The organism is Dysgonomonas termitidis, assembly GCF_054657735.1.
This window is the reverse complement of record NZ_BAAHYD010000001.1, coordinates 417907-443563: the sequence shown is the minus strand read 5'-3', so window position 1 is coordinate 443563 and position 25657 is coordinate 417907. Positions and strand designations below refer to the sequence as shown.

The 25657-nt window shown below is 42.0% G+C and carries 21 protein-coding genes; 9 read left to right on the top strand and 12 right to left on the bottom strand.

Annotated features, from left to right (window positions below; all coding sequences use genetic code 11):
• The 4 genes from ACYQ3L_RS01780 to ACYQ3L_RS01765 form a co-directional block, all read right to left on the bottom strand.
• Positions 1-891, bottom strand: coding sequence for a bile acid:sodium symporter family protein (locus tag ACYQ3L_RS01780; RefSeq protein ID WP_379997315.1), 891 nt, complete (start codon positions 889-891; stop codon positions 1-3).
• Between the two features lie 11 nt (positions 892-902).
• Positions 903-1388, bottom strand: a complete 486-nt coding sequence (locus ACYQ3L_RS01775; RefSeq protein WP_379997317.1) for a GNAT family N-acetyltransferase — start codon at positions 1386-1388, stop codon at positions 903-905.
• Positions 1389-1434: 46 nt separating this feature from the next.
• Positions 1435-2166 carry a lysophospholipid acyltransferase family protein gene (locus ACYQ3L_RS01770; protein ID WP_379997319.1) on the bottom strand — a complete coding sequence of 244 codons (732 nt, stop codon included), beginning with the start codon at positions 2164-2166 and terminating at the stop codon, positions 1435-1437.
• Positions 2167-2248: 82 nt separating this feature from the next.
• Positions 2249-5314, bottom strand: coding sequence for a valine--tRNA ligase (locus ACYQ3L_RS01765; protein WP_379997321.1), 3066 nt, complete (start codon positions 5312-5314; stop codon positions 2249-2251).
• Positions 5315-5529: 215 nt separating this feature from the next.
• Here ACYQ3L_RS01765 and ACYQ3L_RS01760 point away from each other — a divergent pair, with 215 nt between their 5' ends.
• Entirely contained in the window at positions 5530-6450 is a 921-nt protein-coding gene (locus ACYQ3L_RS01760; RefSeq protein WP_379997323.1) for an endonuclease/exonuclease/phosphatase family protein, read from the top strand.
• Between the two features lie 13 nt (positions 6451-6463).
• Here ACYQ3L_RS01760 and ACYQ3L_RS01755 read toward each other — a convergent pair whose 3' ends face one another.
• A complete protein-coding gene (locus ACYQ3L_RS01755) occupies positions 6464-7768 on the bottom strand; it encodes an anaerobic C4-dicarboxylate transporter family protein (protein ID WP_379997325.1) in 1305 nt (434 codons plus the stop codon).
• 786 nt (positions 7769-8554) lie between these two features.
• Between ACYQ3L_RS01755 and ACYQ3L_RS01750 the strand changes: the two genes are divergently transcribed.
• The 4 genes from ACYQ3L_RS01750 to ACYQ3L_RS01735 all read left to right on the top strand — a co-directional run bounded on the left by ACYQ3L_RS01750 (position 8555) and on the right by ACYQ3L_RS01735 (position 11988).
• The gene (locus ACYQ3L_RS01750; RefSeq protein WP_379997327.1) at positions 8555-9223 is read left to right on the top strand and encodes a DUF2625 domain-containing protein; all 669 of its coding nucleotides are present in this window, start codon (positions 8555-8557) and stop codon (positions 9221-9223) included.
• A 22-nt stretch (positions 9224-9245) separates the two neighbouring features.
• Entirely contained in the window at positions 9246-10628 is a 1383-nt protein-coding gene (locus ACYQ3L_RS01745) for a nucleobase:cation symporter-2 family protein (protein WP_379997329.1), read from the top strand.
• 85 nt (positions 10629-10713) lie between these two features.
• Entirely contained in the window at positions 10714-11283 is a 570-nt protein-coding gene (gene xpt / locus ACYQ3L_RS01740; RefSeq protein WP_379997331.1) for a xanthine phosphoribosyltransferase, read from the top strand.
• Between the two features lie 3 nt (positions 11284-11286).
• Complete coding sequence (locus ACYQ3L_RS01735) at positions 11287-11988, top strand: 16S rRNA (uracil(1498)-N(3))-methyltransferase (protein WP_379997333.1); 702 nt, start codon at positions 11287-11289, stop codon at positions 11986-11988.
• Positions 11989-12030: 42 nt separating this feature from the next.
• On the opposite strand, the gene ACYQ3L_RS01730 is transcribed toward ACYQ3L_RS01735, so the two are convergent.
• From ACYQ3L_RS01730 to ACYQ3L_RS01720, 3 genes are all read right to left on the bottom strand, one after another.
• Complete coding sequence (locus ACYQ3L_RS01730) at positions 12031-12870, bottom strand: hypothetical protein (protein WP_379997335.1); 840 nt, start codon at positions 12868-12870, stop codon at positions 12031-12033.
• A 143-nt stretch (positions 12871-13013) separates the two neighbouring features.
• Complete coding sequence (gene folP / locus ACYQ3L_RS01725; RefSeq protein ID WP_379997337.1) at positions 13014-13853, bottom strand: dihydropteroate synthase; 840 nt, start codon at positions 13851-13853, stop codon at positions 13014-13016.
• Between the two features lie 128 nt (positions 13854-13981).
• Positions 13982-14179: a hypothetical protein gene (locus tag ACYQ3L_RS01720; RefSeq protein WP_379997338.1), complete on the bottom strand. Its 198-nt coding sequence runs from the start codon at positions 14177-14179 to the stop codon at positions 13982-13984.
• A 370-nt stretch (positions 14180-14549) separates the two neighbouring features.
• Here ACYQ3L_RS01720 and ACYQ3L_RS01715 point away from each other — a divergent pair, with 370 nt between their 5' ends.
• On the top strand, positions 14550-15806 hold the full coding sequence (locus ACYQ3L_RS01715) for a hypothetical protein (RefSeq protein WP_379997339.1): 1257 nt from the start codon (positions 14550-14552) through the stop codon (positions 15804-15806).
• 45 nt (positions 15807-15851) lie between these two features.
• Positions 15852-16955 carry a hypothetical protein gene (locus tag ACYQ3L_RS01710; protein ID WP_379997340.1) on the top strand — a complete coding sequence of 368 codons (1104 nt, stop codon included), beginning with the start codon at positions 15852-15854 and terminating at the stop codon, positions 16953-16955.
• A 299-nt stretch (positions 16956-17254) separates the two neighbouring features.
• On the opposite strand, the gene ACYQ3L_RS01705 is transcribed toward ACYQ3L_RS01710, so the two are convergent.
• The 4 genes from ACYQ3L_RS01705 to ACYQ3L_RS01690 are packed head-to-tail and all read right to left on the bottom strand — an operon-like array spanning position 17255 to position 20462.
• Positions 17255-18430, bottom strand: coding sequence for a M24 family metallopeptidase (locus ACYQ3L_RS01705; protein ID WP_379997341.1), 1176 nt, complete (start codon positions 18428-18430; stop codon positions 17255-17257).
• Positions 18431-18435: 5 nt separating this feature from the next.
• A complete protein-coding gene (gene nadD, locus ACYQ3L_RS01700) occupies positions 18436-19011 on the bottom strand; it encodes a nicotinate (nicotinamide) nucleotide adenylyltransferase (RefSeq protein WP_379997342.1) in 576 nt (191 codons plus the stop codon).
• On the bottom strand, positions 19008-19571 hold the full coding sequence (gene gmk / locus ACYQ3L_RS01695; protein WP_379997343.1) for a guanylate kinase: 564 nt from the start codon (positions 19569-19571) through the stop codon (positions 19008-19010). Before gmk ends, nadD begins: the two co-directional genes overlap by 4 nt.
• Positions 19572-19589: 18 nt before the next feature.
• Positions 19590-20462, bottom strand: a complete 873-nt coding sequence (locus ACYQ3L_RS01690) for a YicC/YloC family endoribonuclease (protein WP_379997344.1) — start codon at positions 20460-20462, stop codon at positions 19590-19592.
• A 144-nt stretch (positions 20463-20606) separates the two neighbouring features.
• On the opposite strand from ACYQ3L_RS01690, the gene ACYQ3L_RS01685 reads away from it, so the two are divergent.
• Positions 20607-20966 (top strand): arsenate reductase family protein, encoded by a 360-nt coding sequence (locus ACYQ3L_RS01685; RefSeq protein WP_379997345.1) that lies wholly within the window; start codon positions 20607-20609, stop codon positions 20964-20966.
• Between the two features lie 13 nt (positions 20967-20979).
• Positions 20980-25569 carry a translocation/assembly module TamB domain-containing protein gene (locus tag ACYQ3L_RS01680; RefSeq protein ID WP_379997346.1) on the top strand — a complete coding sequence of 1530 codons (4590 nt, stop codon included), beginning with the start codon at positions 20980-20982 and terminating at the stop codon, positions 25567-25569.
• Positions 25570-25657: the final 88 nt, after the last annotated feature.

The window sequence follows — 25657 nt, the reverse complement described above, 5'->3', positions numbered from 1 at the left end:
TCACAAGTTCTTCCGGTTTTTCCATACCTGAAAAGAATTTACCATATTTTGCCAGAGCACATACGCCCCCGGACCAATTGATGAAATAGGATTCAAATATGTTTGCGCCATCCAGATAGCAAGGATGGTATTTTTTTGTCCGAGTCCTTGTCCTCCGGCAACAGTATCATCATAGACGCGGCCCAGCCTACGTCCGGTTAAGAACTGAGAAACGCAAACCACCAAAGCCGCGAATGAGACACCTGCCTCTACAAGGTAATTCGGACTTTCCTGGTCTGAAATAAACTGAACGGTTTTTCCTGTGATAATTACCAGTGCGACAGACCAGATGTAGAAAGAAAGGCTTTTGGCTTTCTGTATCTCATAATGTACTCTTGGCAAAAACTTTTGCAGAAGAAGAGCTCCGAAGAACGGCAGGAACAACAATATGAATACTTTCTGAAAGACAACCCATAACGAATCGGCGAAAGACGTAGCATTCACTTCCCCGGTAAATGCAAATATAACAGGGGCGACAACAACTATTGTCATATTACTGAGCAGGCTATATGCCGCCAGGCTGGCTACATTACCACCCAACATACCTGTAATGACAGGTGCCGATGTAGCTGTAGGTGCAAGAACGCAAATCATGGCTCCCTGCGCGATTATCGGATGTACGGGGAACAGGAGTAAATAAACGGCGATACTGCCGGTAACCTGTATCAGTATCAGCCAAAGATGAAGGCGTGTGAACTGAATATCCCTGAAAGAAATATTGCAATAAGTAATAAGCAGCATTACGACAATAAGGTAAGGGGTAAGAAAAGAAAGCGCCCCCATATACCGATGCAGTATAATCCCTGTAATCATGGCTATAGGCATCATATACGACTTTATCTTATTGAGCATAACGGTGATATTCAGAGGTCTTTAATCATATAAATAGTACAGGCATAATGTCCGGAGCTGCCAAGAGGATAATCCAACTGTTTAAAACCGAAAGACCCGTACATGGACACAGCTTTGGAAAACTCAGGAAACGATTCGAGGTATAGTTGTTTATAACCCAGTTTAATAGCACTCTTTACCGATTTATCAAACAACCGGAGCCCCAGACCTTTTCCTCTGGCTGAAGGTGATAAATAAAGCTTGACTAGCTCGGCGCATCCGTCAGGTAATCCTTTCGTTGGATATATGCCGCATCCCCCTATAAGTGACCCATTTTCTTCTGCAACCCAGTATTCGGCTCCTGCTTCGGAAAAATACCGGAAAAGAGCGTCTGTTTCCGGATCACTATATACCGTACCCACTTTTTCAGAGCCAAATTCTTCAAACACAGCCCTGATTAAAGCGGCAAGCTCCTTGTTATCTTTTTCCTCTATGGGACGAATCAATATTTCATTCACTATTACAAATCTTGATAAATATATCCGGCTCTTAAAAGACCACGCCTCATTTACTTTCCTCAGGTAACGACGATCCTACAATAGCATATACTTTATCTATCAACTCCGGCAAGTCGTCCGGCTTGAGATCGGCGGTTTCTATCGGGTCGTGGAAAGTAAGCGTTATCTTCACAGGATTCATTATCCACGAATGGATAGGCAATACCTTATACGCTCCATCGATAGTAAGCGGAACTATCGGCAGTTTAAGGCTAAGCGCCGTCTGGAAGGCTCCTTTCTTAAATTCAGCCATTTTCCCGTCCGGAGAACGGTGACCTTCCGGAAAAACAACAGTAGACATACCATCTTTGAGCGTCTCTTTTGTTTTTCGCATCGTATCCACTATTCCCTTGCGGGAGGTGGAGTCTACAAAGACATGGCCGGCTTTATCGGAGGCAAAACCTACTAAAGGCATCTTTTTCAGGCTTTGCTTCATCAACCATTTGAAATTATGCCCCAAATAACCGTATATCAGGAAAATATCGAACGCGCTCTGGTGATTGGCCACAAAGACGTACGACTGATTTTTATCGAGATTTTTATTCCGGTTAATTTTAATTCTTAATAACGCAACCGTACATACAAACCTACCCCAGATCACTCCGGGGTAATATCCCCAGAATTTGTTATTGCCAATGACAGAGCCTATTATAATAGTCAACGTACACCAAATGGTAGACAGAATCAGCAATGGAACAAATATTAACCACTGGTAAGGAAAGTATAAAATACGAGCCATATTATTTATCTTTTGGGGTTAAAAAGAAAGGAACTGCTACAAATGCAGCTCCTCCCTGTTATTTTTCAGGTGATTAGGGAAATTACCTGCTAAGATTAGCAATACTTTCCTTTATCGTTTTTATCTTGCTCTCCGCATCTGCCTGCTTCTTGCGCTCGTTTTCTACAATTTCAGGCTTGGCGTTAGCAACAAACTTTTCGTTGCCGAGTTTATTTGCTACCGATTTAAGGAAACCTTCCAGATAAACGAGTTCTTCGTTCAGTTTCTTCAATTCGGCTTCTATATCAATATTATTACCCAAAGGTACGGAAAATTCAGTTGTACCAACTAAGAAAGATACCGCCGTAACATCTTTTTCACTTACAGTCTTTATTGCAGTAAGATTACCCATTTTGGAAATAACACTATCGAAAGCCGTATTGTATTCTCCGATAACCTCAAGCGATAATTCCTCTTTATTCGGTATATTCTTTTGCAAACGGATGGTACGCACTCCCGCAATGGTTTCTTTTACCTTTTCGAAGGCTTCGAGCAGTCCGTTATCAAATGAAGCCTCTTTTGGCATATCGGAAACCATAATGCTCTCTCCTTCTTTCCTTTCGGCCAGCACCTGCCACAATTCTTCTGTTATAAACGGCATAAACGGATGAAGCAGACGAAGCAACGAATCGAAAAAGCCAAGCGTAGCCTCATACGTCTTAGCATCTATCGGTTGCTGGTAAGCAGGTTTTACCATTTCCAGATACCATGATGAGAATTCATCCCAGAATAGTTTATAGACTGCCATCAGAGCTTCCGACAAGCGATACTTACCGAAAGAATCGTCGAGTTCCGCGGTTGTTTTAGCCAATATATTCTTAAACCATTCTATCGCTATTTTAGCCGATTCGGGTTGTTCAATATTCTTATCCACTTCCCATCCTTTTACCAGACGGAAAGCATTCCATATCTTATTATTGAAGTTGCGCCCCTGTTCGCAAAGAGCCTCATCGAACGGAATATCATTACCCGCCGGAGCAGTGAGCAGCAATCCCATGCGCACACCGTCTGCTCCGTATTTCGAAATCAGATCGAGCGGATCAGGAGAGTTGCCCAATTGTTTCGACATCTTACGCCCCTCTTTATCGCGTACAATCCCTGTAAAATAAACGTTTTCGAAACAAGCCTTATTACGATATTCATATCCGGACATAATCATGCGGGCTACCCAGAAAAATATGATATCCGGGCCTGTTACCAAGTCATTAGTCGGATAATAATATTTTATATCCTCATTGTCGGGCTTGTTGATACCATCGAAAACAGATATCGGCCACAACCATGAAGAAAACCATGTATCGAGGCAATCTTCATCCTGAACGAGTTGGAAACCACTCTCCTTTAAGGATGGATATTTTTCGATTGCAAGCTTTTGTGCCTTTTCTTCAGTTTCGGCAATCACAAAGCCCCAGCTTCCCCCTTCGGGGGGACTGAGGGGGGCTTGGATATAATAGGCCGGGATCTGATGTCCCCACCATAATTGGCGGCTTATATTCCAGTCCTTAATATTTTCCATCCAATGGCGGTATGTATTTTTAAACTTGGCCGGATAGAATTTGATTGTATCGTTTTCAACTGCATCGAGTGCAGGCTTTGCCAGGTTTTCCATTTTCAGGAACCATTGCATCGACAATTTCGGTTCGATAGGTACATGCGTACGCTCCGAGTATCCGACACTATTGGTATATGCCTCTGCTTTTTCGAGCAGACCCAACTCCTGCAAATCCTTCTCTATCTTCTTACGCACATCGAAACGATCCATGCCTTCATATTGAAGCCCGTATGAATTCAATGTACCATCATCATTGAAAATATCGATACCTTCGAGATTATATCTCTCTCCCAGCATATAGTCATTCACATCATGAGCTGGAGTAACTTTCAGAAATCCTGTCCCGAATTCCATGTCCACATATTCATCCTCTATAATAGGTACAACACGATTGGCGATAGGTACAATAACTTTCTTCCCCTTCGCAAAAGCTGTTTTCGGGTCGTTTGGATTGATACATACAGCGATATCACCGAAAATAGTTTCGGGACGGGTGGTAGCAATTACCACAAAATCGGCCCCCTCAACTCCCCCGGAGGGGGAGCTACTAAGAGAGTCTTGTATTTTTGATAAGACAGATTCAGTATGTGCTATCACTTCTTCGTTTGTAAAGCGGAGAACACTGTATCCCAAATCGTTTAGAATCTCATCTCTTAATTTATCCGCTGCTTCAATTTCCGGTTCATTATGGTATTTTCCATCAACTTCGATAATAATTTTCTTATCCAGACAAACAAAATCAACTATAAAATTCTCTATAACATGTTGTCTTCTGAATTTGTCTCCTAATTGCTTTTTCTTTAACATCTCCCACAAAGCACTTTCAGCCTCAGTCGAAAACTTCCGCATATCCTTCGCATGCTCCTTTAGCAAATTATAATTATCCCATTTTGCAGTTTGATATTTTGGTGCGTCAGCCACACCCCCCTCGGGGGGCAGGGGGGCTAGTTTATACCTTATATAATACAGCTTTCCATGCTCTTCCTTATGGATAACTTCTTCATCTGAAATCGCCGTTTTGGCGGCAGGGTCCCAGTTTACCATACGGATGCCGCGGTAAATAAGTCCTTTATTATATAAATCTACGAATACTTTTATTACACTTTCCGACCGTTTTTCATCCATAGTGAAACACGTACGATCCCAGTCGCACGACGCTCCCAGTTTCTTTAGCTGTTCCAGGATGATCCCACCGTGTTTGTGAGTCCAATCCCATGCATGTTTCAGGAATTCGTCACGTGTAAGATCATATTTACTTACACCTTCGGACGCAAGTTTTGCCACCACCTTTGCTTCGGTTGCAATGGAGGCATGGTCGGTTCCCGGTACCCAGCAGGCGTTCTTACCCATCATGCGGGCACGGCGTACAAGTATATCCTGAATAGTATTGTTCAGCATGTGTCCCATATGCAGCACACCGGTGACGTTAGGCGGAGGGATAACAATCGTATAAGGTTCGCGACTATCGGGTTCGGAATGAAAGAACCTGTTTTCCAACCAGTATTTATACCACTTGTCTTCTACTTCTGCAGGATTGTATTTACTTGCAATTTCCATAATTAATCATTTAGTAACAGATAGAGTTAATGATACGCTTTTGAATCATAATTGACTATTGTTGCTTTATTTACCAAAATAATAAACAGGTCCGCGACCTCAAAACTTTTAGAGGGAACAAAAATACGAAATAGTTTTCAATCATTTCTTATTTTGCAGTATCCAAGTAAAGATGTATCTTGTATCCTCAAAAAAACATGTAGTCCCAATATCGTATGAAAAACATATCCGGATTGATTTTATTATCGTTTATCTTGCTTGTAACAACAGCATCTTGTCGCAACAAGCAAAGTTCCGAACCTGTATCTCTGAACGTAATGAGTTTTAATATATGGAAGGGTGGAGGTAAATCCATCGAGGCCACGGCTGAAGTGCTGGTAAACAGCGGTGCCGATATTATAGGCATACAGGAAGCCACGCGTAAAGACCAGAATACGGCAAAGCAGATAGCAGACAGTCTGAACTGGCATTCTTATGTATATGGAAGAAGTACAGCCATCATTAGTAAATACCCAATTGTAGACACATCGGAGAATAAGCAAGGAGTAAAAATAAAGATAGATGACAGCCATTTTGTGTGGATGTTCAATGTTCATCTGATACATTGCCCTTACGAACCATACCAGCTGAACGGAATCGAATATTGTGAAGCTCCGTTTCTTTCCACAGGGACTGAAGCGATTGAATCTGCGAAAAACTCCCGCGAAAAAGAGGTTAAATCTAATATAGCAGATATCCTAACCGTTCAGAAAGAAGGGTATCCGGTATTCTTAACAGGAGACTTTAACGAGCCATCCTGTCTGGACTGGACAGACAAGGCTGCAAAAGCAAAGCTGTGCAAGATAGCTGTCGCATGGCCATCGACGAAAGCCTTTATAGATGCCGGACTAAAAGATTCTTATCGGGAGAAATATCCGGATGAAGTCAAAGATCCCGGACATACATGGACAACTCTGCCTGAGACAAAGGCATATACAGAAGTCCTGGATCGTATCGATTTTGTATTCTTCTCAGGGGACAATATCAAACTGGAGAATTCCCAGATTGTAGGAGAAGAAAGTCCTTTGAGCAATATAAAGTTTAATAAGTATCCATCCGATCACAGGGCTGTACTCAGCACCTTTACTATTGAATAACAGGATAAGCGTATTATTTTCCCAATAGCATAATCATCAATAAGCCCGTACACACGGCTCCGATAGTCGCAACCAGTCCGGGCAACATAAAGGAATGGTTCAAAACCCATTTACCGATACGGGTAGTCCCTGTACGGTCGAAATTAATAGCCGCTACCACAGTAGGATAGTTCGGCAGGAAGAAATATCCGTTTACAGTAGGGAAAAGAGCTATCAGCATCCACGGAGATATTCCCAATGCAATCCCCAGAGGCATCAGCGCCCGTACAGTAGCGGCCTGACTATATAGCAGAATAGACATTACAAACAAAGCGATTCCGAATATCCAGGGCATTGAAGTCACGACTCCTTCGATGGAAGCGCGTAACTGCTCCATATTCCCATTGATAAAAGTGTCCCCCATCCACGCTATTCCGAATATGGCAACTACGGCCTGCATTCCGGCAATAAAGACAGAACCCTGCGCGGCTTTTATCCCGTTTGTATTTGTAGTAAGCAGGATAAGGGCGGCGGCAGATAGCATCAATATTTCTATAATAATGGGCATATTCAAAGTATTGCCTCCTATTTTACGCAAACTTTCTACCGATCCGAGCAGAATGATAAAGACAGTTGCCAGAATAAATATAAGGACAGACAATCCCGCTTTACTCTTCAACTTATAATCTATTTTTTCTATCGAGGTACTTTTAGCAAACATGCCATTCTCTACCCGCCGGAGGTATTCAGGGTCCTCATGCAATTCCTTTCCTACACGCATACTGAATACAGCACCCAGTAATACTCCGATCAGGGTCGATGGTATACTTATCATCAAAATATTAAGCAGGGAGATATCGTATCCTGCCAGCATACTTAGCAAAGCTACTGTGGCCGCCGAGATAGGACTGGCAGTTATAGCTTGTTGAGATGCAATTACAGCAATGCCGAGGGGCCGCTCGGGACGTATCTTTGTCTCACGGGCAACCTCCGCTATTACAGGTAATACGGAATAAGCGACATGTCCTGTTCCGGCAACAAAGGTAAACAGATAAGTGACTATCGGGCTTAGCAATGTAATACGTTGCGGATGCTTCCGCAAGAGTTTCTCTGCCATCGACACCATCAGATCGAGTCCTCCTGCGGCCTGCATACAACCTGCCGCCGCAATAACGGCAACTATCATCAACATGACATCTATGGGTGGCGAGGTCGGCTCCAGTCCGAAACCAAAGACAAGGACTGCAAGCCCTAATCCTCCCATTACTCCTAATCCGATGCCTTGTATACGGGCTCCGATAATAATGGCTGTGAGAACAAAGAGGAATTGTATCAGCATATAAGTCTTATATTATGCGATTAGAAATTGATGTCAAATATAACAATTAATTAAAAATATGAATGTCTGACTGAGGAGATAATCTTTCTAGCTCTATGACATTTGAAGTGGGTAAATTCATCAACAAAACGGAAAATAATTATCTATATCATTTTAATGTGTCGATTAGCGAATTTGGCAATGAAAACGTTCTTTGAAATATCAGAAAGGTTTAGATTTAAAAATTAAAAAGGGGTAACTTTTACATAGGCTATATTCCCGTGGCAGTTGGTTGTTACCTTTTGCGCCTTAGCGTCTCTGCGGGAAATGCTGTTGACTGTTAACTGAATATATAGTGTTCTTTGTGTAAATCTTTGTGTCCCTTGTGGCAAAGAGTTTTAACCACTAAGTACACGAAGGGAGTCGCAAAGGGCACAAAGGCTAAAAAACTGTTACTTTTGTTACCTTTTAAGAAAGTTACGAGTTACTTCGCCCTTTGGGCAGTTACGAGTTACAAGTAAACAAGATACAAGATACAAGTTGTTAACTGATATATCTGTTACCTTTTAACAGTTACGGGTTGTTTACTGTTTACTGCTAACTGTTTACTGTAAATAGTGTCAGATATGTCAGATTTTACTTCAACCGCTGTTTACTATTCACTGTTGGCGGCCGGATTCATGATGAAGCTCTCTTCCTTTTCCAAAATGTCATATTTAACGCTGACTTTTACATTATTCTCACTACATTATTTAGCATATATCTATAATTATACTAATTTTGCACCTTATTCTAAAACCTGTACCTATGCGTACACTACAAGAGCTTGTAAATACGGAAGATCCGGGTTGGCCTGTTATCAAGGAATGGATAAGTATGGCCAAAAACAAGGTGGAAATTCTACCTTGCGAACGCGAGCGAGCCGAAAATGCTCTGGTAAATACCCAAGTCACCACACGTTCCCTGATGGGAGCAATCATCTACGAAACAGGCGGCCTGCTCATCGACAATGGTTGGATACGAATCCTGGGCTCAGGTAGCGACCGTATGAAGAGAACCCTGCCGGACTGGAATCAGGGCAAAACATTTGAAGAATTCGGAGAACCTACACCATATCTATTGGTGGCAGATGATGCTATCGGCGGATTCTATGCTATTAACGCAGGCTTTCTGGGAAAAGACGCTGGTAATATGTATTATTTTGCACCCGACTTGTTACGCTGGCTGCCCATGGAAATCGGATATAGCCAGTTCCTTCTGTTTTGTTTCGAAACGGATATGAACGACTTTTATGAAGGGCTGCGCTGGAAAGACTGGGAGAAAGATATTGCAGTACTGAATCCCGATTATTCTTATAACTTTTTCCCGTTCCTCTGGACTAAAGAGGGGAAAGATATAAATAAAATAACGAAGAAGGTTATACCTGTAGAAGAGGTTTATAACTTCAATATGGAAATGAAAAATACACTAGGATAATATAATAAAACAAATAATACTTATGCAAGTCACAGAGAAAGAAGCGGATGAAATTATCCAACCGATACGAAAAACAGACCTGATTTATCAGATTGAGGATAAACCGCCTTTCAGCGAGGCCATGTTCGCAGGATTTCAACACCTGCTGGCTATCTTTGTGGCTATTATAACCCCTCCGTTAATTATATCCCGGGCATTAAATTTCAGTGCCGAAACAACCGGCTTCCTTGTTTCCATGGCATTACTCGCTTCGGGTATATCTACATTTATACAGTGCCGTCGTTTCGGCCCTGTGGGTTGTGGCTTACTCTGTATACAGGGAACTAGCTTTTCTTTCATCGGTGCGCTGACTGCCAGTTTCGCAGCTAAAGGCGATATGACGGAGGCAGCCATCCTTGCCGCTATATTCGGAGTCTGTATCGCTGCCTCTCCTGTGGAGATGATTGTGAGCCGCTTGCTGAAATATACAAAGAAGATCATCACTCCGCTTGTTTCGGGCATTGTGGTAACAATGATAGGACTCTCCCTGATTAAAGTAGCGATTATATCCTGTGGCGGCGGATTCGGAGCCATGGGACTTGAAGGAGAAAGAGGATTCGGCAGCCCGCAGAATCTGGGTATCGCAGCCCTTGTCCTAATATCCATCCTTATATTGAACAGTATAAAGAATAAGTATATCCGTATGAGTTCCATTATTATCGGTATTGTGATCGGCTATGTCGTGTCATACTTCATGGGATGGATAGATTTTTCAAATATGGGTGAAATAGGAGCATTTACTATTCCCCAGCCATTCAAATACGGACTAGGCTTTGATCTCTCTGCTTTCATTGCCGTAGCTCTTATCTATTTTATCACTTCTATCGAAGCATACGGTGATATCACTGCAAACTCGATGATTGGCGGAGAACCTATAGAAGGCCCTAAATTTATGAAGCGTGTACAAGGTGGAGTATTGGCCGACGGCATCAATTCGGCTATTGCCGGAATATTCAACTCTTTCCCTAATTCGATATTCGCGCAGAATAACGGACTGATCCAGTTGACAGGGGTAGCCAGCCGCCGGGTAGGTTACTATATCGCAGCATTCCTTATTATACTGAGTGCCTTCCCTTTCATCGGCGGTATATTCTCTATCATGCCTGAGCCTGTACTTGGAGGCGCCACATTGCTGATGTTCGGTACTGTTGCCGCATCGGGAGTACGCATCATTGCATCGCAAAACATCGACAGAAAAGCCATACTGGTACTTGCGGTCAGCTTTGCCTGTGGGCTCGGCGTGGAACTGGTTCCTGATATCCTCTCCCAAATGCCGACAGCTATAAAAGGAATCTTTGCATCGGGAATTACGACCGGAGGTGTTGTTGCTATCCTGGCTAATGTGATTATCCGTATCAAAGACTAATATAAGTGAAAAACGGAAAGTGAAAAATTTAAAATAATACAAAGTAGCTCGTAACTTGTTTACTTGCAACTCGTAACTAACTAATATGAAATTATTAAAAGACCGTATCCTTAAGGATGGAAAAAGCTTTGACGGAGGAATCCTTAAAGTAGACAGCTTTATCAATCACCAGATGGACCCTATCCTGATGAAGTCGATAGGAGTGGAATTTGTCCGTAAGTTCGGGAATCTGCCGATAAATAAAATTATAACAATAGAGGCCAGTGGCATTGCCCCTGCTATCATGCTGGGTTACCTGCTTGAATTGCCAGTCGTATTTGTAAAAAAAGCAGTACCGAAAACAATGGTAAATATGGTGTCGACCATTGCCCATTCTTTTACTAAAGACAAAGACTATACAATCTGCGTAAGCAAAGATTTCCTGAATCCGAACGACAAAGTCGTTTTCATCGATGATTTCCTGGCTAACGGTAACGCGGCCATCGGTATATACAACCTGATAAAAGAAGCCGGGGCCGAACTTTACGGCATGGGCTTTATTATTGAGAAAAGCTTCCAGGACGGAGGACAGCGTCTGCGCGAACTCGGTATCCACGTAGAGTCGCTGGCTAAAATCAAGGAACTGGGTGATAATAAGATCATCTTCGAAGATTAAGCAATGGATAAAACAATCTTTTTTACCCCTGATATTCTCTCCAATCTTGAACTGCCGGTGGAGGAAGCTCTGCATTGCATAAAAGTATTGCGTAAAAAAGAAGGCGATGAAATACTACTTACCGATGGAAAGGGCTTTTTTTATGATGCCGAAATAATGCAGGCTAACCCGAAACATTGTATAGTAAACATCCTCAAAACCATAGAACAGCCTAAAGGCTGGGACTTCAACCTGCAAATAGCTTTTGCCCCGACAAAAAATATCGACCGCATAGAATGGTTTGCAGAAAAGGCCACGGAAATAGGGATCGACCGCCTCAGCCCTATTCTTTGCCAGCATTCCGAACGGAAGGAGATAAAGGCCCAACGGATAGAAAAAATACTTGTTTCAGCAATGAAACAATCCCAAAAAGCCTTATTGCCTCAATTGGATGACATACAATCTTTCTCGAAATTCATCAAACAGGAATATGACGGACAGAAGTTCATCGCCCATTGCTATCCGCAGGAAAAAGTACTGCTGAAAGACATTTATAAAAAAGGCAGTAATGCTCTTATTCTTATCGGGCCGGAAGGTGACTTCTCAGAAGAGGAAGTCAAAATGGCAATAGACCATGGATTCAAACCCATTTCTTTGGGAGACAGCCGCTTGCGCACCGAAACGGCAGCATTGGTTGCCTGTCATACATTACATGTCCTGAGCTGAGATAGATTTCAATCCCTGTCGCTTCTATAAATAATTTGTTCCTTACTTTATATTAATGTTTACAGTAGCAAAATTATTGTCTTTATCTTGTAACTGTATGGATGTACTCCCCCATATATCTGATTTGGTATCAATCTGTAGAATATCAACATTTTGCGGTTTGGCATTTGAGATAATCACAGCATCACAGGCTTCAGACGGAGAAGTTATCTTCCAATCTTTGCCCCAAAGACACAGAACGGATGTTCTCTGATCTCTTTTCATTTCTATATCAAGTCTGTCAGATGTAAGATTGGCCATTGCCGCTACCATCACTTCGAAATCCATTACTGTACCTCTCTTATCTGCTATTTTGCAATAGGTATTTCCATGATCTAATGCTTTTATTTTCAATATATCATTCTCGATAAGCACTTCGGCACTTGTACCTTTTATATCTTCCAGACTATAATCACCTACACCAAAAGACAAATCATCAATAGTATATATTGATCCTTTTTCAGTAATGAGAGTGTGTGAAGAGGGAATGAGCGATTTTGAATAAATGCTCATTCTTACCTTTGCAGTTTGCTCTCTACTATCTGTTATATCTAATTCCACGAATCCGTTACTGATGAAGTTTACAATCACTTTGTTTCCCTCAATTCTTGATTTTGCGATTTTCTCATCCGACGATGTTACTGCATATTCTCCATTGCCTGATAATATTTCGAACTCAACATCCACATCTTCAACTGAATGGATTTTATTTTGGTTGATAGATAATGTTAATGTGTTAAAAGGCTTTTCCGGCACTTCAAATTCAGATGTATCTTCAGAGCTGCAACTAAAGAATAATGTGGAAATAATAAGGATGAATGAAATATTAAATATTGCTTTCATAATAATAAGATTTTGGCATTTTATACTATTAGAATTATAAAGATACAAAGAAGATTTTTAACAAATACTAAAATTAACACTCTTTCTATAAAAAACACCAGAACGACATGTGTATATAAATTATATCCTACAGATCAATGCTTTCAGAATTTATATTCCCCCAGCTTACTCACTATTTTTATAGCTTCCACCGCTTCTTTTACATCATGTACCCGCAAAATATCAGCTCCGTTCTGTAAGGCGAAAGTATTCAGAACCGTTGTTCCGTTCAGGCCATCAGCAGATGTGGTATCTAACAAATTAGCAATCATCTTTTTTCTCGAGATCCCCACCAAAAGAGGTAATTCAAAAACAGAGAAGCCACGCAGCGCAGCCATTAACTCATAGTTCTGATCCATCGTCTTACTAAACCCGAACCCCGGATCGATAATAATATCGTTCACCCCGAGTAAGTGCAGTTCCGCTATCTTTTTAGAGAAATAATAGAAAATATCCTGAATCAGATTATCATAACCGGTCAAATCCTTCATCGTTTGGGGCGTACCGCGCATATGCATCAATATATAAGGCACATTAAGCCGGGCAACCGTATCGAACATGGTTTTGTCTATTTCACCTCCCGATATATCATTTATAATGGATACTCCATGTTCCTCAACACAAAAACGGGCCACATCCCCATAGAAAGTATCCACTGAAAGAACAGCATCGGGAAATTCCCTGTTGATAAGAGGCAAAGCAAACTTCAGCCGCTCTATTTCTTCCTGCGCAGACAGTAAAGTCGAGGAAGGACGGGTTGACTGCGCTCCTATATCTACAATTGTTCCTCCCTGAGAAAGTATCTCCGAAACCCTGTCTATAATCTGCTGCACGGTTTCTTTGCGGCTACCGGAATAAAATGAATCGGGAGTAATATTCAGTATCCCCATTACAACGGGATAAGACAGATCTACTAGCTCTCCTTTAATATTGATTGTTTTCATCGGATTTTCTTATAGGGTTTCGTAAACAGGTTACGAATAAACCTAACATTTTTCAATATGGATACAAAGTAAGTGTTTTTTTGTTACAGTATCAGCTTACCCATCCTTATTCCGGCTTAGCCAAATTGTTAAAATCTGACAGATCTTACACTTTTTTTTTCGGTTGTCATACTTTTCTTCTTTTTATGTCCGCCTTTTCTTCTTGGGAAGAAGCCAGCTCTTTCATCTCCCTTTCTATATGTTCGTTTTTCGGAGGGTACTTCGTGATTGCCACAATACAGGTTTCCAATATTTCTTCCATCGGTTTTTGCTTCATATTTTGCCATAGCCGTTTTTTGATATAGATAAATAAGATTTTTATTTATATGGAATTTTAGGATTTTTCAGAGTCTGTCTAGGAACCTATAATAATATTTTTGCTAAACTTTTAGACTTCAACGGTAATAGGAGATAAGAAAATATTTATACTTCCTATTTATAAGACTCCTGTATTTCCGATAAGTATGAGAAAATGAAAAAATTAACCATTTATTCGAAAAATTCAAAAATTCTACAAAATTGAGTGATATTTTTATCTGAAAAAACTAAACTTAATTTATCTGATTTGAAAAAATGAAGTATTCGAATTTGTGTGCAGTCTTTATATTATCTGCTTCAACAATTTGTTGCAGAGCGCATAGTATAAGAAGGAACGATATGTCTTCGTTTTATCGGTCATCCTTATTTCATACGCAAGGTCAGTTTGCGGAAGGGCTTTTCAGGGAAGATGATGATGATATCCGTGTGAGTATAGCCTTGAATTCCAACCTTAAAACAGACGCCCTGAGAAAATTATCCCAAAGTAAAGACTGGAATGTCCGCTATGGTGTGGCCCGTAACATAAATACTCCACCGGATATATTAAGTAAACTGTCGGCAGACACTGATTACCGTGTCCGTAAAGGAGTTGCCGAAAACCTGAAAACTCCTCCCCAAATACAGGAAGCCCTGTCGAAAGATGACGATTTGTATGTGCGTTGGGCTGTGACCCGGACCATGAATGGGACAATTGACTTATTCAGGAATTTATACGCAGATGATAATACACGGGAAAATTATGATCGCAGGGATGATATCGACATTCGCCTGGATATAGCCTTGAATCCTAGACTTAAAACAGACAGTCTGAGCCGCTTATCCAAAAACAGCGACTGGAATGTCCGCTACGGTGTGGCGCGTAACCTGAATACCCCACCGGATATATTGACTAAACTGTCGACTGACCCTAATTATCACGTCCGTAAGGGAGTTGCCGAAAACCCGAATACTTCCCCTCAGATACTGGAAACCCTGTCAAAGGATAACAACCTGTATGTCACGTGGGCTGTGACCCGAACCATGAATGGCATGGCAGACTCCTACGATCTTTTCGCTCAAAAATATGCGGATATGTATAAAAGTAAAAATACTGCCAAGGATTATGGAAAGAAAACAAGGAATGAGTTTACACAAAGAGTGAGTTCAGGTACAAACCTTGTTGAAGAAGTAAAAATGGCGGCTCTTACAGCCAATCGAAATAAAACGGAGAAAATATTAAAGAGATTATCAGAAGAGAATGACAGCTTTACCGAATGGGAAATAGCCAAAGACGTAAATACACCGGAAGAGGTATTAGCCAGACTTGCCGAAAATGAAGACAATGAGGTTCGCTGGAATGTGGCAGAGAATCTGAATACTCCTCAGTACGTACTAAAATTTTTATCAATGGATAGGAGTGAAAATGTACGTTGGATCGTATCCGAAAATCCGAATACGCCACGGGAAATACTCGTCGTACTGGCTGAAGATGCAAATACGGATGTTCGTTGGGGAGTGGCAAACAACCCGAACACCCCTTGGGATGTATTAAAAAAGCTGGCTGAGGACAATGACCAGAATGTTCGTATCATCGCGATCAAAAACTTAAAGAAGTAATTATTATAAAAAATAGCAACAATGTCAATTACAGAGTATTTTTTCATGAAGAAACATTTTATTGTATCGTTATTTATACTTTATCTCAGTTGTGGCTTATGCTCCGCTGTTTCCCCCGGAAACTACAATTATAAAAGAAAGTACACAAAAGAGTATATATGGACATTGGAACGCTTGTCCAGGGATAAAAATGTTGAGGTGGTTTCCCGGGTCGCTCAAAATCCCGGTTGCCCGCAAGACCTGCTTTTACTCTTTTCAGAAAGCGCGGATAATCTAATCCGTTTGGGTGTCGCGCTGAATCACAATACATCCAAAGAGCTTTTGCGCAAACTGGCGCTAAACGCTCCCTATTTCAGTATCGCGGTGGCTTCAAATCCGAGTTGTCCGAAGGAATTATTTGAAGAATTCCATGCTACGGGATCTTTGGACATCCTTTGTGCCATGGCTTCAAATCCCACCTGTCCGAAGGATATTTTGTTGAGCCTTTATGAAAATGACAATCAGAAGGTCAGCGTAGGAATCGCGTCCAACCCTGATTGCCCGGAGAAACTACTCGAATTACTTTCGCGGTCAAAGGTATTTAATGTACGCGCAGCCGTGGCAGCCAATCCTTCTACCGAAAAAGATGTATTGGATAAGCTATCCCGGGATGAAAATGTAAAAGTCCGTTTGGGCGTGGCTTCGAACCCGAATTGCCCCGAAAAACTGTTACAAAAGCTTTCAGGTGACAGATCCGTTGAAGTCCTTCACACTGTCGCGTCAAATACGAACTGTCCGAAAAAAATACTGGATAAGTTTGTCAGCTATGAAGACGTTAACATGCAGTTATCCATAACACGAAATCCCAATTGTCCGAGCGCGGTATTGGAAAGATTATCCGTATCCGGAAACAGTGCGATCCGCTGTTCTGTGGGAGCGAATCCCAACTTACATAAAAATATCATGGATGTTTTATCCAGAGATAAGGATTTCAGGGTTCGTGCGGCACTTGCCGGAAATCCGAATTGCCCCGAATATTTATTGGAAGAGCTATCCGGAGATGAAGCTATGGAGGTCAGGGCGGCAGTGGCTTCGAATGGAATCCAATTAAAGAATTTTACAGCAAAAGAATTGATAGAATCCGTACTTATTAAAAAGTCTGATAAGTAAAATAAATTCCATGCATTAGTTTATTAGAGTATATATTGAATTGAGTAATGAATAATAATTAAGATATATTCCTCTTTGTCATGTTGAATTACCTTCGGCCTTAGCTGGGAGATGAGAAATAACACGGTAAAAGATGTGGTAATATAAGAATTTGCCTTCCTCCCATCGGCGCGGTTTCACAAACTGCGTCTTACTTAAAAAAAGTAGAAAGATTTGCCCTATGAGCAGTACTCACACTGCGAACCCGCAAACGAAGGGTTAATTATCTCCGATAGTGGTTTGCCCTTTTTCCCTATCCCTCACAGCTCTATTATCCCCTCTTCCAATACGGTCAGTTTCTCTATTCCGGTTTCAGTCACCACATATGTGTTTTCTATTCCCACGGCCCCTACTTCCGGAATCACAAACTTCGGTTCCAGCGCAAAAACTATATTCTTTTCCAGTAATTCTTTCGAACGGGGAGTCAATACCGGAGGCTCGTTTATTTCAAGGCCGAGTCCGTGTCCGACAAACTTAGCCTGTTGTTTCGTACCCATGAAGTATGGTTCAAGATTATTCTTTACGACCATTTCCATCGGGATATTATACAGTTCGGCACAAGCGGTTCCGGGTTTGGCAACATCCATTATATGGTTATGAATATCTATCGATACCTGATGGGCACGATAAGCGATATCTAATGTCTTTCCTACCGAAAATACACGTGTCATATCGGTCATCCAAGGCGAATAATTTCCTGCCATATCCACCATAATGGTTTGCCCTTTTTCTATCCTTTGTCCCGATGCGCCCAGAGGTAAAGTAGGACTACTACCTGCTCCGCCCAAAGCGTAATCGTAAGGAGACGGAGCTTCTGCATTCTCTCCGGCCAGCAAACTTCCCATATAGATATCCATATTGTCGCCGTAACTGCGGAAGATGCCCATAGAGCCGTGCAAACGCATCAGTTTTTCTATCTCTATCTGCAATTCTATATCAGTCATACCTGGCCTGTAAACGGATGGGATCAGCTTATAAACAGCTTCGTGTTTCCGGGCGCAGACCCTCACCTGTTCCAGTTCGAAATCCGTTTTCACACTGCGTATCTTACGCATAAGAGTTGAAGCATTAGCAGCTTTGGTTATATTAAATGTTCCCATCAAACGGGCGCATTCACCGAAGGAAAGGACATCTGTCTCTAATAATAATGTCTTGGGCAATGATATGCCCCTGCTTTGAAGTTCTTCCGTAATTTGTTCCGGCTTCCGGATATAGATCGTATTTTCAAAAGCGATACCTTCGGGCCGCTTAATAAAATGTATAGGGGTACCCCCGGCCGGCAGATAATAATAACCATTGTAAACCATGCCTGTCATATAAAATACGTTCACAGATGTACTCAATATACAAGCTTCTACTTCCATCGCCTGCATTGCTTTCTGCAGACGGGAACAGCGAATCTCCAAATCTTTTGTCAATGCTTCCTTGTTGTTCATAATCTTTATTTATACAATCCTTTATTCAGAATATAATCATATATGTCATCCGGCAAAAAAGCCCTTACATCTTTTCCTTCGGCAATGCTGTCTCTGATAAATGTCGATGAAATCTCGATAATAGGGGAATCCAGTGCCTCCACCTTATCCCTCAATTTCGTAGGAATGGTGATACGGTGACCTAATCGCGGATATACCCTGATTTTATAATTTTCGAGGATCTTGTCATATTCCCGCCAACTCTCAAATACATTCCAGTTATCGGCGCCGATAATCAGCGTGAAATTATATCCGGGATATTCATTCCGCAAAGCGTCCAGGGTATTCACCGTATAAGATGGGGTGGGCATTGAAAATTCAAAATCACTGGCTTTTAACTTTGTATATTTTGCCAGCGCAAGTTCTGTCATTTCCAGACGTATATGTTCATCCGAAAGCTCATTCTCCGATTTTAACGGATTTTGCGGGCTTACCAGAAACCACACCTCTTCTATTTCTGTGAACTCCACTATATAATTCGCGAGTATCAGATGCCCGATATGTATCGGGTTGAAAGACCCTGAAAAGATGCCGATATTCATTCCTTCAGAAAATCAGTTACCACGTTCAATGCTTTTGCTTTCGCCTCTTCCAGATTATCGTTGTGTATCACCACATCGAACCGGGATGCGAATGTCATTTCATATTCGGCTTTTGCTATACGGGATTCGATAACTTCGGGCGAATCGGTTCCCCTTTTTTCCAGACGGCAACGCAGTTCATTTATGGAAGGTGGTTCTATGAACACAGATAAAGCTTTCTCTCCGTAATATTTCTTTATATTACAGCCGCCTACTACATCCACATCGAAAATCACATTGCCTCCGCCGTTCATAATACGTTCCACCTCTGTTTTCAGCGTGCCATAAAACTTATCCGTATATACCTCTTCATATTCGAGAAACTCGCCATTGGCGATTTTTTCCCTGAATTCTTCGGGACTATGAAAATAGTATTCCACTCCATGCTTTTCTGTTCCCCTTGGCGGACGGCTGGTAGCCGATATTGAAAACTGAAGGTTCAAATCCCGCGAAAGCAGGTAATTGACGATTGTAGATTTACCCGCACCTGAAGGAGCCGAAAATATGACTAATTTACCCATTAACTTTATAAGTGACCTTTATAATACGTTCAATACCTGTTCTTTGATCTGCTCCAGTTCATCCTTCATGCGTACAACTATCTGCTGCATTTCGGCATGATTCGACTTCGAACCCATTGTATTTATCTCACGTCCCATTTCCTGAGAAATGAAACCCAGCTTCTTGCCTTGACCCGAACCGGATTTCATTGTTTCGAGGAAGTAGCTCAGATGATTTGTCAGACGTGCCTTTTCTTCGTTTATATCCAGTTTTTCGATATAATAGATCATTTCCTGCTCGAAACGGTTTTTGTCATAATCGAAGTCCTCTATTTTGTGCAGGGCTTCTGTAATACGGGTTTTTATTTTATCCACACGTTCGGCTTCATGTGGTTCTATGTCAGTCAGAAGCCGTGATATATTCGCTATTTTTTCTTCAAACAGTTTTTCCAGCATAGCCCCTTCCTGTTTGCGGAAAGAAAGCAATTGCTTCTTCGCTTCACTTATTGTTTTCGAAACGGCAGCCCATTCGGCTTCATCCACTTCCTGCGATTCGTATTTTAATACGTCCGGTAAACGAAGTAAAGTCGAAAACCAATCGGCAGGAGTATCTATTCCCAGTTTACGGGCCGATTCCTTTATCTGGTTATAATATCCTTCGAGCAGATTGTGGTTGATCTGGTTTGCTGTTTCATTGCCGATATTCTCCACATATATAAGGAAATCTACTTTTCCACGTTCCAATTCACGGGAAAGCATATTGCGGACTTCCATTTCATGTTCTTTGTATAGGTTTGGCATACGGACCGATAGATCCAGTTGTTTGCTGTTAAGGGATTTTATTTCTACTGTAACCTTTCTTTTTTCAAGTTCGGTTGTGGCTTTTCCAAAACCTGTCATTGATTGTATCATGCTGCTAATTTTAGATTTAGGCACAAAAATACACAAATATTATACGTTCCTATTAAAAAACAAGAACTTTAAATGTACAATCTGCGTTAATCATTAGTAAATCCTTAATTTTGCAATTAGTCAAAATAAAATAAAGAAATCAGAATGGACACAAAACTATTCCTGCAATATCCAAAATGCGGCACATGCCAGAAAGCGGCCAAGTGGCTAAAACAAAACAATGTGACCGTACAAAGCCGTGATATAACAACCGATAACCCTACAAAAACAGAACTGGCTGCATGGATAAAGAAGAGCGGATTGCCTATCGCAAAGTTCTTTAATACCTCAGGCAGGATTTATAAGGAAGAGAATCTGAAAGAAAAGGTCAAGTCCGCATCCGAGAGTGAATTGATAGATATACTCGCATCCAACGGAATGGTTGTAAAACGGCCGCTGGTTATCGGGAATGACTTTGTACTGGTAGGATTCAATGAAGAAGAATGGTCTGAAAGGCTAAAATAATAAATAGTCCTGCATGGAGGAAACAGAAGACGTAAAACAAGTACCCCAAAAGACCCCGAAGAAGAAAAGCCTGATTAAAAAGCTTTTCAGGATATTCCTGTATATAGTCCTCGGACTTATCGGGCTTAATGTGCTTTTATATGTTCTCCTTTCCATACCGTATGTGCAGCAAAAAGTTGCGGACTTTGCAGTAAACAAACTGAAAGAGACGATGAAAACGGAGGTCTCGATAGATGAGATCCGCCTAAGTCTGTTCAATAATGTAAGCCTTAAAGGCATCTATATAGAAGATCAGGCCAGGGATACGTTGCTTTATGCGCAGGACCTGAGCGTAAGCCTCAGCCCTTGGGAATTTATCAAAAGCAATAAACTGGCGATTACAGGAATCACGGTAGACAATTTCCTGATAAATGTAAATCAGAAAGATAGCATAAGCGACTTTAACTTCCAGTTTGTAATAGATGCATTTTCGAGCGCCGACACCACCAAAGTGGATACGACCAAAAGCTCGCTGGTAGTGGTCTTCGAAGACGTCAGTCTGAAACGCGGTCGATTGAATTATGACGTATTGTCTGTGCCGGAGACACCGCAGATGTTCAATGCATCGCATATATCACTATATGATGTAAATGCCAATGCAGACCTGAACTCGATAGATGCCGACAAATTCGACATCGCGCTCAACAGTCTGTCGGCAAAAGAAAAGTCGGGAGTTGAAATCAAAAGCCTGAAAGGGCATTTATACTCCGACAAGTCGCAACTCTGGGTAGAAAACCTCTCCTTAAACTTACCTAACTCTCACCTGATAACCACTAAAGTAAGATATAACCTATCGAACAGCGCTTTCGAAATAGGCACCGACGACACGGAATTATCAGCCGGAGACTTAATCGCGTTCCTGCCGAATCTCAAATTTCTGCGAAACAGACTTTCACTGAAAACCAATATATCGGGAACGCTGCCTGCTGTGAATATCGAAAATATAAACCTCACCTATGGCGATGATTTTGTCCTTGAAGGGCTGGCCAGTCTGGGCAGTTATGAACAATACGGCAATTCGGATATAAATCTTTCAATCAACAAACTGAAAGCGTCGCCCAAAGCAATTTCCGATTTTGCCAAACTGGGCGATTCCACATTTGTGACTCCCGATATACTGAGAGACATGGGAGACATATTCCTGAAAGGAACATTGACAGGGCAACTGAATAAGTTTAAGCTCAATTCCGAAGCATGGTGCAGGCAGGGGCTCGTCTCGCTCCTCGCTACCGGTGGTGTGGATACAACATTTACCAACTTCAATGTAAATGCCGGGCTGAGAACACGTAACTTCAATCTGGGCAGGTTGCTCGGAGGTACGGCAGGACTGGGTAGCCTCTCCGCCCATATAGACCTGAGAGCAAGGCAAACTGAGAAAGAGTCTCTCTCTGCACAGATGCAGGGAAATATAGATGCTTTGCAAATAGAAAAAGAAACGATGAAGAATGTTCCTTTCAACGGATTTTACAATGCTCAAAAAATGGGATTGACTGCCCGCGCCGACTGGAAAATAGGAAAAATATTCGTTGATGCCGATATGTCCCAGGCTAAAGTACCTGACATCAATGTACGGGTCAGACTAGACTCGCTACAGATAGACCCTTTCTATAAAAATCCCGACTGGGTAAATCCCCGTCTGACCATGGCTCTGAATGGCAGCATCAAAGGCCTGGATATTGATAATATGACAGGGACGGCTACTATCGACAGTCTTGATTTTCATGATGATAATTTTTCGTTTACACCCGGAAAATTTACGTTGGAAGCCGGCAAAAAAGAGGATAACAGTAAATATATAGCGTTGACCTCTTCGCTGTTCACCGCGAATATTACGGGCCGGTACTCATTTATGTCCCTTTCCGATGAATTTTCAAATCTGATGAATGGATACCTGCCTGCAATCTTCCCCGCAACCAAACACGTCAGGAAGGAACAAAATGACTTTACCTTTAATATCACTGCCAATAATACAGAGAAACTCGGTGAAATATTCGTATTGCCTGTCAATGTCATAACCCCTGCCACAATAAGCGGCCGGATCAATACGATCGATAAGCAATTATCGGTTAAAGGAAATATTCCGCATCTCCGCTTCGGTGAAACCGAGATCAAAAACACTATAATAAATGTCGTGAACCTGGATACGGAATTTAATATCTCCGGAGGCAGTAGTGTACTGATGAACAAAGGCAAGTATAATATCGCCCTTAATACAACCGGGCAGAGCGACACAATATATTCATTCGTAAGTGTAACCAGCGATAGTACCGATATAAATATAAAAGGGGACATCGAAGCCCTGGCTGATTTTAGCAGGAATGAGAAGAATGAACTTGTATCTTCCCTCAAGATAACTCCGTCAGACATCATGGTGGACAGGCTGGCTCTCAACCTGCTGCCTGCCGAGATACTGAACGAAGGAACGCGAACCGAAATACATAATGTAGGTCTGGGTGTGAACAAAAAACCGTATTTCAATATAGATGGGGTAATTTCGAGAGAAAAAAGCGATAGCCTCAGGGTTTACTTCACCCATGCCGAGATAGGAGACCTGCTCGAGGCATTCGATGTGAAGAACATCCGGGGATGTATCCACGGGGATGTCCTGCTCACAAATATACTCGACCAACCAGAACTATATACAGAAGGCTTCCAGATAGCCGATATCGTTATCTTCTCCGACACATTAGGCACAATAGACCTCGACAGCCACTGGAGCAACGAATACGGGGGGGTGGCCATGCAGGCGGCGCTGGTCAGGGCAGAAGAAACCCTTGCGGAGATAGACGGGACTATCTATACCAATCAGGACTCACTCGACCTCCAGCTGAGGATGGAAAAGATGCCTCTGCGCTGGATGCAACCTTTCGTTTCCGACATGCTCAACAAGGTAGATGGCACCATCAGTTCCAACCTGATGATAGAAGGTAACACCAAAGCTCCGCTTGTGAGGGGATTCCTCGGGTTTAACGACACACAGATAGGTATAGATTACACCAATGTAACCTATACAATATCCGATACCATCAGGGTAAGCCCCGACAGAATAGGGTTTGACAATCTGATATTGAAAGACAGCCAGGGGAACACGGCAAATGTGAGCGCAACCGTTACACACAAGAATTTCGACAACATGAAGTATTCGCTTAATATGCGGATGGACAAACTCATGGTGCTGAATACCGAACACAGGACTGACAGCCTTTTCTACGGGCGGGTTTACGCTTCAGGTAATGTAAAGATAGATGGTACTAACGACGGTATCAATATAAACTTGCAGATAAAGAATGACAAGAATTCCATATTGAATATCCTTTTACCTCAACATTCGGAAGCGACAGACTATAAGAGTGTGGTATATATCAACGTACCGGAAGAAAAACTGAAAAACTCGCTCAAAGATATCGTTGCCAGGGCCAAAGATCAACCATTACCCATACAGCTGACCGTAAAACTCGATGTGACCCCCGATCTGGCAATCGGCATCATCATAGATCCGGTAACGGGAGATGAGTTGCAAGCAAAAGGAAACGGTTCCATTACGTTCAGTTATAATATGCTGAATGAGAATATGTCGGCATATGGCGATTATTCATTGACAGACGGAACGGTGAAACTGAACCTGCAAAATATAAAGAAACTGGACTTTAAAATACAGAACGGCAGCAAGCTGCATTTCATAGGAGACCCGATGAAGACCCGCTTCGAAATCACAGCTTACAGGAGGGTCAGGGCGGCATTGGAGACACTGGACCCCAGTTTTGCGATGGATAATTCATCATCAAAAATATCTGTCGACTGTGTACTGGGTATCGTAGGAAATATGGATAACATGGACCTGACATACAATATCAGTTTACCCGATGCAAATGATGATGTACAGCGAAGAGTAAACACCTATATCAGCACTGACGAGCAAAAAATAAAGCAATTTGCATCCCTGATTGCTATGGGTACATTTTATTCGAGTTCGGGGAGTAGCGGGGCAAACTTTGGCGACGGTATATGGACCAGTATCGCCGGTGGTGCCCTATCCAGTGTTATGTCGTCTCTGGTAGGTAATATGCTGGGGGATAAATGGCAGGTAGGCGCTACTGTGGAGTCGAACGACGGTACATTATCTGACATGAACATGCAGGTAAACGTTTCCCGTACTTTCTGGGATGACAGGCTGATACTGAAAACAGACTTAGGCTACCGCACAGATCAATCGAGTGTAGATAATACTTTTATCGGGAATTTCGACCTGGAATATAAATTGAATACAATATGGACATTGAGAGCATATAGCCATACCAACGATAAATATTACCGCCAGGCGCCTACAACACAGGGTGTGGGTATTATTTACAACAAAGAAGCGGCGACACTGAAGCGCCTGTTCCAGTCATTTAAGCCGAGAAGGTTCAGACGGAACGAGGCTCAGCAGGATCAGGATCAAATACAAAGGCAACAGAACGCAACAAGCCCCGCAGAACAACAAACACCTCCTGCCCTACCGGCTGATTCGACTCAAACGGCAGTGAACAAGCAGCCTGCCATAAGTGATGAACGGAAAAAGTAGAGAGGACGGCGTGTCAAAAGTAAGTATGACAACTTTTACTCCGTGGTGAAAAGCCTCTCGCAAAGACGCTAAAGTGCAAAAAACATTT